General features: G+C 71.0%; 11 protein-coding genes. 6 read left to right on the top strand and 5 right to left on the bottom strand.

The features are described 5' to 3' along the window. The first annotated feature begins 53 nt into the window (after positions 1-53). Both OG247_RS26990 and greA read left to right on the top strand, forming a co-directional pair. Positions 54-467, top strand: coding sequence for a DUF4307 domain-containing protein (locus OG247_RS26990; RefSeq protein WP_327254644.1), 414 nt, complete (start codon positions 54-56; stop codon positions 465-467). Between the two features lie 113 nt (positions 468-580). After that, positions 581-1,078, top strand: a complete 498-nt coding sequence (gene greA / locus OG247_RS26985; protein WP_327254643.1) for a transcription elongation factor GreA — start codon at positions 581-583, stop codon at positions 1,076-1,078. A 97-nt stretch (positions 1,079-1,175) separates the two neighbouring features. Here the strand turns inward: greA and OG247_RS26980 are convergent, their stop codons facing one another. The 3 genes from OG247_RS26980 to ilvA all read right to left on the bottom strand — a co-directional run bounded on the left by OG247_RS26980 (position 1,176) and on the right by ilvA (position 4,459). After that, positions 1,176-2,027, bottom strand: a complete 852-nt coding sequence (locus OG247_RS26980) for an ABC transporter permease (protein WP_327254642.1) — start codon at positions 2,025-2,027, stop codon at positions 1,176-1,178. Beyond that, positions 2,024-3,064, bottom strand: coding sequence for an ATP-binding cassette domain-containing protein (locus tag OG247_RS26975; RefSeq protein WP_327254641.1), 1,041 nt, complete (start codon positions 3,062-3,064; stop codon positions 2,024-2,026). Before OG247_RS26975 ends, OG247_RS26980 begins: the two co-directional genes overlap by 4 nt. A 162-nt stretch (positions 3,065-3,226) precedes the next feature. Continuing rightward, complete coding sequence (ilvA, locus tag OG247_RS26970) at positions 3,227-4,459, bottom strand: threonine ammonia-lyase (RefSeq protein ID WP_327254640.1); 1,233 nt, start codon at positions 4,457-4,459, stop codon at positions 3,227-3,229. A 358-nt stretch (positions 4,460-4,817) separates the two neighbouring features. Between ilvA and OG247_RS26965 the strand changes: the two genes are divergently transcribed. From OG247_RS26965 to OG247_RS26955, 3 genes are read left to right on the top strand one after another with little or no spacing between them, the layout of a single operon-like run. Next, the gene (locus OG247_RS26965; RefSeq protein WP_327254639.1) at positions 4,818-5,351 is read left to right on the top strand and encodes a MarR family winged helix-turn-helix transcriptional regulator; all 534 of its coding nucleotides are present in this window, start codon (positions 4,818-4,820) and stop codon (positions 5,349-5,351) included. A 47-nt stretch (positions 5,352-5,398) separates the two neighbouring features. Further along, entirely contained in the window at positions 5,399-5,938 is a 540-nt protein-coding gene (locus OG247_RS26960; protein ID WP_327254638.1) for a sigma factor-like helix-turn-helix DNA-binding protein, read from the top strand. Beyond that, positions 5,935-6,177 carry a hypothetical protein gene (locus tag OG247_RS26955; RefSeq protein ID WP_327254637.1) on the top strand — a complete coding sequence of 81 codons (243 nt, stop codon included), beginning with the start codon at positions 5,935-5,937 and terminating at the stop codon, positions 6,175-6,177. Before OG247_RS26960 ends, OG247_RS26955 begins: the two co-directional genes overlap by 4 nt. Positions 6,178-6,285: 108 nt before the next feature. Here OG247_RS26955 and OG247_RS26950 read toward each other — a convergent pair whose 3' ends face one another. Next, positions 6,286-7,443, bottom strand: a complete 1,158-nt coding sequence (locus OG247_RS26950) for a cystathionine gamma-synthase (protein WP_327254636.1) — start codon at positions 7,441-7,443, stop codon at positions 6,286-6,288. Positions 7,444-7,642: 199 nt separating this feature from the next. Here OG247_RS26950 and OG247_RS26945 point away from each other — a divergent pair, with 199 nt between their 5' ends. After that, complete coding sequence (locus OG247_RS26945) at positions 7,643-8,755, top strand: hypothetical protein (RefSeq protein WP_327254635.1); 1,113 nt, start codon at positions 7,643-7,645, stop codon at positions 8,753-8,755. Positions 8,756-8,887: 132 nt separating this feature from the next. Here OG247_RS26945 and OG247_RS26940 read toward each other — a convergent pair whose 3' ends face one another. Continuing rightward, positions 8,888-13,222, bottom strand: coding sequence for a ricin-type beta-trefoil lectin domain protein (locus OG247_RS26940; RefSeq protein WP_327254634.1), 4,335 nt, complete (start codon positions 13,220-13,222; stop codon positions 8,888-8,890). Between the last annotated feature and the right edge of the window lie 741 nt (positions 13,223-13,963).

Below are 13,963 nucleotides of genomic sequence, written 5' to 3'. Positions count from 1 at the left end.
CCGGGGGGTCTCCCCGGGATCCCGCCCGTCGCCCACCTCGAAGGGAACGATCGATGAGCGCGGTGCGCGAAGAGCTGCCCGAGGGCCGCTACGGCCGGTCGGCGGACGAGCGTGCGGACCGCAAGCTCAAGGTGATCGGTTCGGTCCTGGGGGTCGGGCTGCTGGGGCTGGTCGGCTGGATCGGCTGGGACTACGTGGCCGGGCAGAGCGTGAGCGCCGAGCTCATCAAGTTCAAGGTCGTCTCCGACTCCGCGGTCGAGGTGCACTTGGAGGTGCGCAAGGGCGCCTCGGAGACCGGGGTGTGCACGCTGAGCTCTCAGGACGAGGGGCACGGCGAGGTGGGCCGGGCCGACTTCACCTTCGCGCAGAAGAGCGGGCGCGTGGACGAGATGGTCACGCTGAAGACCACCGGTCGGGCCACGATGATCGAAATCGTCGGCTGCCGCGTGGCGGGTTCCGCGGGCTGACCTGACGCAGTTCACACACTTGGCGTCCTCCCCCTTTTCTTCCCGAATTGTTAGGCTCGTGGTTTCGTCCGCCGCTGGCGGCTTTGTTGTCCCTGTACCGACGAGGAGCACCCGTGACCCAGACGAGCGAGAGCGTCACCTGGCTGACCCAGGCGGCGTACGACCAGCTGAAGGCCGAGCTGGAGTACCTCTCTGGTCCCGCACGGTCGGAGATCACGATCAAGATCGCGGCCGCCCGCGAGGAGGGCGACCTCCGTGAGAACGGCGGTTACCACGCGGCCAAGGAGGAGCAGGGCAAGCAGGAGCTCCGCATCCGCCAGCTCACGCAGCTGCTGGAGAAGGCCAAGGTCGGCACGGCTCCCGCCTCGGAGGGCGAGGTGGCCCCCGGCACCCTGGTCAAGATCGCCTTCGACGGCGACGAGGACGACACCATGGAGTTCCTGCTGGCCTCGCGCGAGTACGCGTCCTCGGACTTCGAGACCTACTCCCCGCAGTCCCCGCTGGGCCTCGGCGTGCTGGGCAAGAAGATCGGCGAGGACGCGCAGTACGAGCTGCCGAACGGCAAGCAGGCGTCGGTCAAGATCCTCGACGTCAAGCCCTTCACCGGCTGATCACCCCCTTTCTTTTCCACCTCTTTTCACTACGACGCCCCGCCGGGCTGCCGCTCGGCGGGGCGTCGTGTTGAGGGCGTGCCGGGGGGGGCGGTGCCTACGCCGTCGCCGAGCGGTACTTGCGTACGGCAAGGGTGCGGAACACCACGATGATCACAACGGACCAGAGCAGCGAGGCCCATACCGGGTGCTGCATCGGCCAGGCGTCCGACGGCGACACACCCGGGTTGCCGAAGAGTTCGCGGCAGGCCTGCACGGTCGCGCTGAACGGGTTCCACTCCGCGATCGGCTGGAGCCAGCCGGCCATGTTCTCGGTGGGCACGAAGGCGTTGGAGATGAAGGTGACCGGGAACAGCCAGATCAGCCCGCCCGAAGTGGCGGCCTCCGGGGTCCGCACCGACAGGCCGATCAGGGCGCCGATCCAGGAGAAGGCGTAGCCGAGGAGCAGGAGCAGGAGGAAGCCCGCGAGCGCCTTCGGTACGCCCTCGTGGATGCGCCAGCCCACGAGGAGCGCCACGATCGCCAGGACCACCATGGTCAGGGCGGTCTGCACGAGGTCGGCCAGGGTGCGGCCGGTGAGGACCGCGCCGCGGGCCATCGGCAGCGACCGGAAGCGGTCGATCAGGCCCTTGTGCATGTCGTCGGCGATGCCCGCGCCGGCTCCGGCGGTGGCGAAGGTGACGGTCTGCGCGAAGATGCCGGCCATCAGGAAGTTCCGGTAGTCGCTGGCGCTGGTCGAGCCGCCGATCATCATCGAGCCGCCGAAGACGTAGCTGAACAGCACGACGAACATGATCGGCTGGATCAGCCCGAAGATGACCATCTCGGGGATGCGGGACATGCGGATCAGGTTCCGCTTCGCCATCACGAGCGAGTCGTTGATCCCCTGGACGATGCCGCCGCGCGGGCGGGGCGCCGCCCGCTCCGGGGTCGTGGAGGTGAGGGTCACTTCGCCGCCTCCTTGCGGTCCTTGCGGCTGCCCGTCGACTTCGCGGCCTTCGCGGACTTCGCGTCGGCGGGGGCCTCTCCGTTTTCCTCGGCGGTGAGCTCCGCCGCGTGGCCGGTCAGGGAGATGAACACGTCGTCCAGGGTGGGACGGCGCAGGCCGATGTCGTCGATCTCGATGCCGCGTCCGTCGAGTTCGCGGATGACCTCGGCGAGCAGCTTGGCTCCGCCGGAGACCGGCACGGTCAGCTTGCGGGTGTGGTCCTCGACGGTGGTCTCGCCCTTGCCGAAGCCCGCGAGGACCTCGCGGGCCGTGACTATGTGGTCGCGCTCGTGCACGACGACCTCGACGCGCTCGCCGCCCGTCTGGGCCTTGAGCTGGTCGGAGGTGCCGCGTGCGATGACCCTGCCGTGGTCGACCACGCAGATGTCGTGCGCGAGGTGGTCGGCCTCCTCCAGGTACTGCGTGGTGAGCAGCAGGGTGGTGCCGCCCGCGACGAGCTCCTGGATGATGGCCCACAGCGCTTGGCGGTTGCGCGGGTCGAGACCGGTGGTGGGCTCGTCCATGAACATCACGGGCGGGCTGACGACGAGGGCCGCGGCGAGGTCGAGCCGTCTGCGCATGCCGCCGGAGTAGGTCTGGGCGGTGCGGTCGGCGGCGTCGCCGAGGTTGAAGCGCTCCAGCAGTTCGGCGGCCCGGGCTTTGGCCGCCTTGGCCCCCATCTGGTAGAGCTGGCCGACCATTTGGAGGTTCTCGCGGCCGGTGAGGTATTCGTCGACGGCGGCGAACTGGCCGGAGAGGCCGATCGAGCGCCGGACTTCGTTGGGGTGCTTGAGGACGTCGATCCCGGCCACGACCGCCTTGCCGCTGTCGGGCTGGAGCAGGGTGGTCAGGACGCGTACGGTCGTGGTCTTGCCCGCGCCGTTCGGGCCGAGCAGCCCGAGGACCGTGCCTTCGGGTACATCGAGGTCAACGCCGTCCAGAGCCCTTACGTCGCCGAAGGTCTTGACCAGACCTTCGGCGTAGATGGCGCCTGGCATATGGGTACTCCCAGTGCGAATCGAACCGGTTGAATCGTGACATTCCTACGCGAATCTTATGGGCGCCGAGCCGACCGCGCTCGGCCGAACGGGCGACACCGTATCGCGTCATATCGCGTCTCGCCACCGGATCGGGGAGTGTCACCCCGGGGGGTGAGCTTGCTAGCTCATGACCTTGTACCCCGCGCCGTGCAGCGCCCGCGCGACTTCCGCGCAGTGCTTCGGCCCCTTCGTCTCCAGGTGCAGCTCCACCTCCACCTCCGTGAGCCCCAGTCGCGGATCCGTCCGCACGTGACTCACGTCCAACACGTTCGCATCCACCACTGACAACTCCCCCAGCAGACCGGCCAGTGCCCCCGGCCGGTCGGTCACCCGCAGCCGCAGCGACAGGTAGCGGCCGGCCGCCGCCATGCCGTGGCGCAGGATCCTCTGCAGGAGCAGCGGGTCGATGTTTCCGCCGGACAGCACGGCCACCACCGGGCCGTCCCCGTACAGTTCGGGCTCGCTCAGCAGCGCGGCCACCGGGCTGCACCCGGCCGGCTCGACGACCATCTTCGCCCGCTCCAGGCACAGCAGCAGGGCGCTGGAGAGCGCGTCCTCCGACACCGTACGGACGTCGTCGAGCAGCTCGCCAATGATTTTGAAGGGGATGTCGCCGGGCCGGCCCACCTTGATGCCGTCCGCCATCGTGTTCGGGTTGTCGATGGACACCGGGTGCCCGACCTTCAGCGAGGGCGGGTACGCGGCCGCGCCCGCCGCCTGGACTCCGATCACCCGGACGTCGGGGCGCAGCGCCTTCACCGCGACCGCCACCCCGGCGGCGAGCCCGCCGCCGCCGATGCCGACCAGGATCGTGCGCACCTCGGGGCACTGCTCCAGGACCTCCAGGCCGACCGTGCCCTGGCCCGCGATGATGTCGCGGTGGTCGAAGGGGTGGATGAACACCGCGCCCGTGCGGTCCGCGTAGTCCTGGGCCGCGGCCAGCGTCTCGTCCACGACCTGTCCGTGCATCCGCACCTCGGCGCCGTAGTCCTGGGTCGCGGCCACCTTCGGCAGGGGCGCCCCGACCGGCATGAACACGGTCGAGCGGACCCCGAGGAGGGAGGAGGCCAGCGCCACGCCCTGGGCGTGGTTGCCCGCGCTGGCGGCGACGACCCCGGCGGCCCGCTGCTCGGGGCGCAGGCCCGCGATGCGCACGTAGGCGCCGCGCAGCTTGAAGGAGCCGGTGCGCTGGAGGTTCTCGCACTTGAAGTGGACCGGGGAGCCGGTGAGGGAGGAGAGGTACCGGCTGCCCTCCATCGCGGTCACCCGGGAGACGCCGGAGAGCATCTTCTGGGCCCCCCGGATGTCGTCGAGGATGACCTGCGGGACGGGCTGCGGCACGCGGTAGTTCATGCCGCCAGTCTCGCAGCCGGTCCGCCGCGCGTTCCGCTGCGCTGGGCGGGACGGGTGAGGGGCGGGGCCGCCGGGCGGTTGCGGGAGGCCTCCGGACGGTTGCGGGAGGGGCGCAAGGACGCGGTGTGGGAGCCGGGCGGACCCCCGGCGGGCCCCGGGCCGGAGCCGGACCCGGAGCCGGGCCTGGAGCCGGACCCGGAGCCGGGCCTGGAGCGGCGATATCTCGCCATGCGGGACGGCTCGTAGTCGCCGTTTCATCGCTGCCGTATCAGTTCTTGTACGAGGAGTACGAGCCGCCGCACGGCCGCGTACTCTGTCCCCCATCCTTGTCGGCCCCATGCGAAGAGAGCCCACGGCCATGCCCTCCACCCCGGCCAGTTCCGACCTGCCCGCGCCGGCCGGCGCGCCCGCCGAAGCCGGTCTCCTCGACGCGCTCCAGCACCAGGTGGCGGTCTTCGCCCGGCGCGCCGAGCAGACCCGCCTGGGCGGGGTCGGCCAGGCCCGCAACTCCATGGACCGGGCCGCGTACCTGCTGCTGAACCGGCTCGACCTGGAAGGCCCGATGGGCGTCAAGGCGCTCGCCGGCGGGATGGGCATCGACTCCTCCACCGTCACCCGCCAGGTCGCCCCGCTCGTCGACAGCGGTCTGGTCAAGCGGACCTCGCACCCCGAGGACGGGCGGGCCGTCGTACTCGCGCTGTCCCCGCGCGGGCTGGCGCGGCTGGAGGAGGTCCGCTCCTCGCGGCGCGAGCTGATGGCCCGGGTGACGGACGGCTGGGACGAGGAGGAGCGCGTGGCGTTCACGGGTCTGCTGACGCGTTTCAACGTCTCGCTGTCCGAGCTGATGTCGGCCGGCTCCGAGCCCGGGTCCGAGGCCGGCCCCGCCTCCTGACGCCCGACCCCTTCCGAGGCGGTCCCTCCGGCCGCACTATGTGGTGTGTGGACCACGGACCGGGCCCCTACGCGGAGTTCGAAGCCTTCGTCGCGGGTGCGGCGGGGCGGCTCCTGCGTGTCGCGATCCTGCTGACGGCGGAGCCCCCGACGGCCACGGCCGACACCGGGGCCGATGGCCCGGCCGGCGCCCCGGTCCCGTCCGACGCCACCGCCGCGGCCGAAGCCCCCGCCGCGCGCGGGCTGCTCGGCGGCGCGCTGGCCCGTACGTACGCGAACTGGCGCACCCTGCGCGGGGACGACCCGTACGACTACACCCGCCAGGAACTGTGCGCCGCCTTCGCCCGCACCGGCCGCCGCCACCACCGGGGCAGCGGGGTGCTCGGGCGGCTGGCCCCGCTGGAGCGGCTCGTCGTGGTGCTGCGGCTCTACGAAGGGGTCGCGGAGGAGGTCACGGCCGCGCAGCTGGGGCTGGCGCCCGAGCGCGTACGGGCCCTGTGCGACCGGGCCGTCGGCGAGCTGCGCACCCGTCCCGGAGCGGTTCCCGGGAAACCCGGGCCGGACGCCCGCCGCAAGGAGGCGGCATGAGTCGCCCCGACCCCCGGGAAGCCCAGGTCAGGCGGCTGCTGGAGGGCCCGTACCCGGCGGTGCCGCCCGATCTCGCGGCGGGCGCGGCCGCGCGCGGCGACCGGCTGCTGCGACGGCGCAGGGCCGTTCGGCGGACCGGCTGGGCCCTGCTGTGGGCAGCGGTGGTGGCCTTCGTGGTGTGGGCCTCGCTGACCGGCGCCTGGTCCACGCCTTCGAGCGAGGTCTCCCCGCCCTGGTAGGACGGGGAGACCCGGTTGCGGCGGGCTCTGCGGGCCTGCGCCTTGCGGTTCTGGGCTCTGCAGGCCTGCGGTTCTGCGGTTCTGCGGTTCTGCGGTTCTGCGGCCTGACTAGCCCAGCGCCTGCGCGAGGTCGGCCAGCAGGTCGTCGGCGTTCTCGATGCCGACCGACAGGCGGACCAGGTCGCCCGGGACCTCCAGGGCGGAGCCGGCCACCGAGGCGTGGGTCATGCGGCCCGGGTGCTCGATGAGGGACTCGACGCCGCCGAGGGACTCGCCGAGCGTGAAGATCTTGGTCCGGTCGCAGATCGCGACGGCCTCTTCCTCGCCGCCGGTGACCCGGAAGGAGATCATGCCGCCGAAGTTGCGCATCTGCTTGGCGGCGATCTCGTGGCCCGGGTGCTCGGGCAGGCCCGGGTAGAGGACCGTGTGGACCTTGGGGTGGCGGACCAGCATCTCGGCGATCTTGCCCGCGTTCTCCGCGTGCCGGTCCATGCGGACGGCCAGCGTCTTGATGCCGCGCAGCACCAGCCAGGAGTCGAAGGGACCGGCCACCGCGCCCATGGCGTTCTGGTGGTAGGCCAGTTCCTCGCCCAGCGCCGCGTCGGCGGCGACGAGGGCGCCGCCGACGACGTCGGAGTGGCCGCCCATGTACTTGGTCAGCGAGTGCACGACCACGTCCGCGCCGAGCGCGAGGGGCTGCTGCAGGTAGGGGGACGCGAAGGTGTTGTCCACGACCAGCTTGGCGCCGGCCGTCCGCGCGATGTCGGCGACGACGGCGATGTCCGTGATGCCGAGCAGCGGGTTGGAGGGGGTCTCGACCCAGATGACCTTGGTCTTCGGGGTGATGGCCGCGCGCACCGACGCCGGGTCGGAGGTGTCGGCGACCGACCACTCGACGCCCCAGCGGGAGACGACCTTCGCAAAGAGGCGGAAGGTGCCGCCGTACGCGTCGTTCGGGATGACCACGTGGTCGCCCGGGGAAAGCAGCGTGCGCAGCAGGCAGTCCTCGGCGGCGAGCCCGGACGCGAAGGCGAGGCCGCGCCGGCCGCCCTCCAGCGCCGCGAGGTTCTCCTCCAGCGCGGTACGGGTCGGGTTGCCGCTGCGGCTGTACTCGTAGCCGCCGCGCAGTCCGCCGACGCCGTCCTGCTTGTACGTGGACACCTGGTAGATCGGGGGTACGACCGCGCCGGTCAGCGGGTCCGCCGTATTGCCCGCGTGGATGGCGCGGGTCTCGAAGCTCTGGTGCTCGTGGCTGTCGTCGCTCATGAACCCGATGCTATGCCCCGTCCGGGCCCCGCGCGGCCCCGCCTCCGGGGTGCGCGGAGGGGTCTGCGGAAGTGTCTGCGGAGGTGTCTGCGGAGGTGCCCGTCGAGGGGGCCGCGGCGAGCGCCGACGGGAAGACCGTTTCGCGTCGCCCTTTGCCTCCTATTGGCCATTCCCGGGGTGTGTCTGGTTCGCTGGGGGGATGGAGATTCTGTGGTTCCTGCTCGCGATGGCCCTGCTCTTGGCCGCCGTCGGACCGATCCTGCGGCGCAGGCGCGGCGGACTGCGCCTGGTCACGCCCGGGAGCCCGGACGCCGCCGACCCGGCGGATTACGGATTCGCCCTCCAGGAGGAGCTCGACATCCGGATCCCGGGCCCCGACCCGGACCTGATGGACGCCCTCGACCACGTGCGGCGGACCGGGCAGTGGCAGGCCGCCTCCCAGCTGCTGGCCGGCACCGCCCGGGAGGGCGAGGTGCGCTGGCAGCGCGTCCAGGCCTTCGCCGGCTCGGCGGCGCTGGAGCTCTCCCGGGAGCCCGGGGCCGGGGCGCGCTGGCTGAAGGCGTGGCGGCTGGAGGCCCCGAAGGACGCGGGCGGTGCGCAGGTGCACGCCGAGCTGCTGGCGCAGCAGATGTGGCGGCGCCCGGAGGGCATGAGCGAGGGCGGAGACGACGTGAGGATCATCGCGGAGGAAGCCCGGGAGTCCTGCCACAAGGCCGCGCTGCTGGCCCCGGGCGACCCGGTCCCGTACATCATCGAGCTGTCCGTGGCCCGCATGCTGCACTACTCGGAGCCCGAGTACGACGCCCTCTGGGCGAAGATCATCGACCGGGCGCCGCAGCACATGGGCGCGCACCTGGCGGCGCTGAACTACTGGTGCGAGAAGTGGCACGGCTCCCGCGAGAAGGCCGACGCCTTCACCCACCACGCCGCGGCCCGCGCCCCGCAGGGCTCCCTGCTGGCAGCGCTCCCCCTCTTCGCCCTGTACGAACACGTCCCGGACGTCGTCCTGATCCGCAGCTTCCACCAGAGCGCGTCCGTGACCCGGGCGGTGGAGGGCGCGCTGTACGCGGTGCACAGCGCGCGTCCCGACGACCCGATGCTGGCGCACGTACGCCACCTGCTGATCCTCTTCCTGGTCGGCGGTGAGCGCTGGGCGGAGGCGATGGACCAGATCCGCCACGTCGACGGCTACGTGGGCGCCCTTCCCTGGTCCGCGGACCAGGACCCGGCCGCCTCGTACGCCATCTACCGCGCCCTGGCGGTGGCGGGCTACGAGGCCAACGGCGGCTCCCCGGCGACGCTGCCGCACTGACGGGCGGGACACGCCCCCGCACACGGCGACGGCCGCCCCTCCCGGACGGGAGGGGCGGCCGTTGTTTGCGCCGTGGTGGCGCCCGGTGTCAGCGGCGAGGCGATCCTGCCGGCCACCGGGCGCTACGGGTGGCTAGGGTGCCGCGTCCAGCGTGGGGATGGGGAGGGGCGCGGTGCCCAGGGTCGTGATCGTCCAGCGCTGGGCGTCCGAGCTGTTGCAGTCGAACAGCCAGAGCTGATGGCCCGGCGTGGTGTCGAAGCTGCCGAGGTCCATGCACCGGCCCGAGACCGGGTTGTAGACCGAGCCGTCGGCGCGGGGCACGAAGATCTGGGCCGGCGTCGGCGTACCGCCGCAGGTCCGCAGTTCGAGCAGGGTGGTGTTGCCCGTTCCCGCGTTGGCCGCGTTCACGCACTTGCCCTGGATCCGCAGCGAACCGTCACCCCGGACCTCGAAGTCCTGGGCGGCCGTGCCGTTGCAGCCCGCGATCTGGATCGGGTTGCCGTCGTCGGGGCGGGCGTAGTCGTTGTCCACGCAGGAGCCCGGAGCCGCGGTCATCGAGATCCGGCCCACGGTGGCCGGAGCGGTGGGGGCGGCCGCGTAGGGGTAGGCGGCGAAGTTGCTGACGCCGCCGTTGAGGACGTCCGCGTTGGCCCCGGAGACCTTGTAGCGGCCGAAGACGATCGAACCGCTGGGGGCGGGGCTGGTGCTCGCCGCGTGCTGGCCGGTGCTGGCGAGGACACCATTGACGTAGAGGCTCATCAGACCGCTGCCGGCGTTGTAGACGGCGGTCAGGCGGGTCCAGGCGTCAGCGGTCCACCGGGCGTTCTGGTTGGCCACGCCGGTGTAGTCGAAGGGCCAGCCTCCGCCCTGCGCGTTGGCCATGGCGAAGTGCCACTGACCGGTGTTCTTGTCGCCGTAGATCATGAACGAGCTGTTCTGCGTGCCGTCCTGACTGACGATCATGCTCGTCGTGGGCCCCGGGGTCGTCGACCCGTGCTTGGCCCAGACGGAGACGGTGAAGTCCTTACGGGTGTCGACACCCGTGTTCGTACCGGAGGTGGTGATGGTGGCCCCGGCACCGCCGAACGCCGCGTAGGGAGTGCTACGGCCTTCGATGACCGCGGTGGGGAAGGTGACGGCGCCCGCGATCGTGCCCGGGGTCTTGTTGCCGCCGGCGCTGGGGGTCTTGCCTGCGGTCGCCGTGTTCAGCTTCCACTGGTGGGTGGGGGTGTTGAGGTTGCCCTGGAGGGTGAAGGTGGGGGCGATGCCGGTGACGGTGGGGTAGAGGATGCTCGTGCCGTTGGGGGCGATGCCCACGCCGTTGAACGCGACGAGCTGCTGTTCCTTGTCGACGGCCCAGAGGTCGGGGATGTTGTCGCCGGTGAGGTCGCCGTCGGAGCCGACGCGCGGGTAGCGGGCGGGGTCGATCTTGCCGGTGATGAGGCCCGCGGCGGGGTTGGTGGCGGCGGTCAGGACCGGGGCCTCGGGGGTGCCGCCGGTGATGGCGAAGGCGTGCAGGGTGCCGCCGTCGGTCTTGTTGCGGGCCCACAGGGTCGCGAAGTTGGTGCCCTTGGCGCGGCCCGGGGTGAGCAGCTCGTAGCCGTCCCACTTGGTGTCGTTGGCGGAGATCAGGATCGCCGGCGAGTCGAGCTGGTGGGTGGCGCCGGGGATGGCGAGCCACAGGCGCCCGTTCTCCACGAAGAGGAGGGAGCTCTGGGGCAGGGAGTTCGGGAGTCCGGCCTTGCTGTCTCCGGTGACGGAGCCGTAGGCGGCGATCTGGGTGACGTTGGTCCAGTTCGCGGTGGAGAAGCCGTGGGCGGCGCAGTCGATGGGGGTGAAGTCGGTCTTGGCGCAGGCGTTGGGCTTGGCGACGTTGATGGGTGCCTGGCCGTCGACGAGGCCGGTGTTGTTGTTGGTGAAGTTGTAGAGGTTGGGCTTGCCCGGTTCGTGGGCGAGGAGGTCGTCGACGTTCTTGTTGCCGAGGCTGCCGCGGTGGGTGAGCTGGATGCCGTTCCAGCCGTTGCCGCTCACGCTGGAGCGGGCGAGGGCCACGGGTGAGGCGGCGGGGTCGCCGCCGCCGTTGATCTGGCGGATGTTGCCGGCGGAGTCGGCGAGGACGACGTCGGCCTTCTTGTCACCGTTGATGTCGCCGAAGATCGGCGCGGGGCTGTTCGGGTTCGACGGGACGTAGAAGCTGTGGACGACGGGCTGGGACATGTTGCCCGCGTTGTCCTGCGTCTGGAGGTACAGGTAGTTCGTGCCCCAGGCGCGCGGGGTGTAGGTGATGTTCGCCTTGCCCGCGGTGAAGGTCTTGATGATCTGCGGGTCGGCGTCGGTGCAGTTCCAGTCGGAAGCCGCCTGGACCGGGTCCATGGTCCAGCGGGCGCAGGCCAGGCCCGAGCTGCGGTTGGTGCCGGTGGTCGGGGCGTTGTCCGCACCGGCGAGGGTGAAGGTGCCCGGCTCGTCGACGCGCTTGGGGTGACCGCCGGTGGTACCGGACAGCGGGAAGTCGGTCGAGGTCACGGCCGCGGACGGCGGGGTCCGGTCGACGCGGAAGAAGCACCAGTTGCTCTCGGCGCTGGTCAGCGTGTCGTCCGTGGTGCGCGAGGTCCAGCCGTACTGGTGGCCCTCGATGAGCGTGCCGGCGTTGACGACGGCGTCGCCCGCGGAGCCGTTCCAGCCGGTCTGGTGCCACACGGAGGCACCGGCGGCGTCGTCGTCCCAGATCTGGAAGGTGGTCTGGAGCTGGCGGCCGGTGGGCGACCAGGTCTCGGACGTCAGGTGCACGTTGGTGTTGGCGCCGATCCAGCCCGGGTTGTCCCAGGGCTGGGCCGCACCCGGGGTGGTGCAGGCGGAGTAGGTGCCGGTGCCGGCGAAGCCCGGGGTGGGGCTGGTGCGCGGGTTGCCGATGTGGGGCTGGAAGTCGTACGTGGTGACGATGTGCGGGGCGTTGCTGAACCGCTGGCGGTAGTACATGTTGCCTTCGTCGTCCGGCGCGAGGCCGAAGGTGAAGGTCGACCAGCGGCCGGAGGCCGCGTTCTTCATCTGGCCGGTGACGTTGTACTGGATCTCACCGGTGCCCGAGATGGTGGCGCCACCGATCTTGGTGCAGCCGCCCATCCGCGAGTTCTTGTCGCAGGGCTGCCGGTTCCAGCTCGTGGGGCTGCTGATGCCCGTGGGGCTGTGGTAGAGACCCATCGGCGTGGCCGTGCTCGGGCTGGAGGAGGAGACGACGGTGGCGTAGAGCCGCGCGTCGAGGACCTCGGCACCGTGGATGCCCGAGTTGATGCCGATCTGGAAGTACGCGCGCTCGCGGCCCTTGCGGGTGCAGGTCGAGTATCCGCAGTAGCCGGCGGCGGGAGTGTTCTGGCCGTCCGCGGTGCCGTTGAACTCGTTGGTGTCCGGGTACGCCTCCTGCACCTGCGACCACGCCTGGTTGGCGCTGTCGGCGGAGGGGTTGACGCCGGGGTCGATGTACCAGGGGCCGGTGCCCTGGCCGAGGAGCGAGGTGTCGGGGATCAGGTCGATGCCGGTGGCATCGGCCTTGACGCCGATGGGCTTGACGTTGGCGGTGTCGCCGGGGGCGTCTGCGCTGGAGGCGATGACCCGGTCGGCGGCGGCCGGCGCCGACGGCGGGGCGTCGGTGCCGCTCGCGGCCGCGGACTTGCCGCTCTTGCTGCTCTTGCTGCTGCCCTGCGGGGCGGACGCTGCCTCGGGGAGGGGCTTCTTCGTGGAGTCCCACATGAAGGAGGTGGGGCTGGTGAAGCGGGCCTTGCCCTGGGCGTCGTTGAAGCTGATGTTGCCCGCGGCGTCGGCGGTGGTCTTCAGCCCCGGGGCGTCGACACCGAGGCGGATCTTCTTCAGCGCCGGGTTCGCGGCGGCCTGCGCGGTGTGGACGATCAGGACCTGGCTCCAGCCGCCGAGCTGGGTGGCGGTCAGGCGCAGGTCGACGTCGGGCAGGACGTTCTTGTAGAGGGCGTCGTTGCCGTCGAGGACCGGCTTGGGCAGCTTGAAGGGCGTCTTGAAGGCCAGCTTCTTGCCGTCGGCCGTGGTCATCGTCGCCATCGGCCCGCTGCCGCCACCGGAGATGCTCAACGGGGAAGGAACGGCCGCCGGGGATATCGTCCCGTCGGCGTTGACCCGGAGCGTGGTGTCGATCGCCCGCCACGACCCGTTCGCCTGCTTCACCCGCTCGGGCACCGAGGCGGCGTCCACGCTGAGGGTGCCGGCCGGGTTGGCGAACGTCCGCGAGTTGCCGGTCGTCAGGTGCTCGATGACCACGCGCTTGCCGCTGCTCTTCGCCTGCGCCAGCGCGGCTTCCACCGCCTTCTGCTCGGCGGTGGGCTCGGGCTTGGGGGTCGAAGCGGGCCAGTTGCTGTCGGCCGGCCCGTTCGAGGCGAAGGCACCCGGGGCGGTGATGAGCCCGGCCCCGAGGGACAGCGCAACAGCGCCTGCAAGGGGGAGCATCGCGGCCGCGGATGCTCGTCGACGCCGGAGGGCCCCCGGTCTGGCGTCGGATGAAGAAGAAGATGGCCTCATGTGCAGAGGTCCTCGCAATGTGCGTCGGTGAACGAAGGTCACGCGCACGTTCCTTGCTGGCCGAAAACCTGTCAAGATTTCATAAGCACGGTATGTCCGGTTCACCTCAGTAAGGATTATCTTGGCCGTCAAGTGACATTGATCATGCAAGAGGATCCTCAGGAAAATTTAACGATTGAAACCCCCCGTCCTTAAGGTGCGCTGTCCGGCCTCTGCCAGAGCCGGACTTTGCCGTTCCTTTTTGTGGGGGAAGTTTGTTGTCTCGTCAGGGTGGTTTGCTTTCGCGCGCACGCGCGAGACGGCCACGTGTTGCGATGGTCGCCGTGCTCGCGGTGTTCATCTCCGGCCTGGGCTTGCCCGCGGTCGAAGCGGTGGCGAAGCCACCGAAGGTGTGGGTGCCGCCGAATACGGCGCTCCCGCAGACCAAGCCCGTCAAGGGCTCGAATGCCAAGCCCGTCAACGCCAAGGCGCCGGTCGGTAAGGCGTGGAAGCCGGATGCGAAGGCGAAGGCCCCGTCCGGTTCGGCGACCGTTCCGCTCGCCATTACCGGTGGAGCGACAACCGCAGCCGCAGGAAAGTCGGTTCAGGCCGGCTCTTTGCCCGTATGGGTTGCTCCCGCCAAGGGTGTGAACCGTTCGGCGAAGTTGTCGGAGCTCGCTACTTCCGGTT

Source organism: Streptomyces sp. NBC_01244 (assembly GCF_035987325.1).
Classification (GTDB): Bacteria; Actinomycetota; Actinomycetes; order Streptomycetales; family Streptomycetaceae; genus Streptomyces.
The sequence above is the reverse complement of the archived record's forward strand: the minus strand, read 5'-3'. Positions and strand labels throughout refer to the sequence as shown.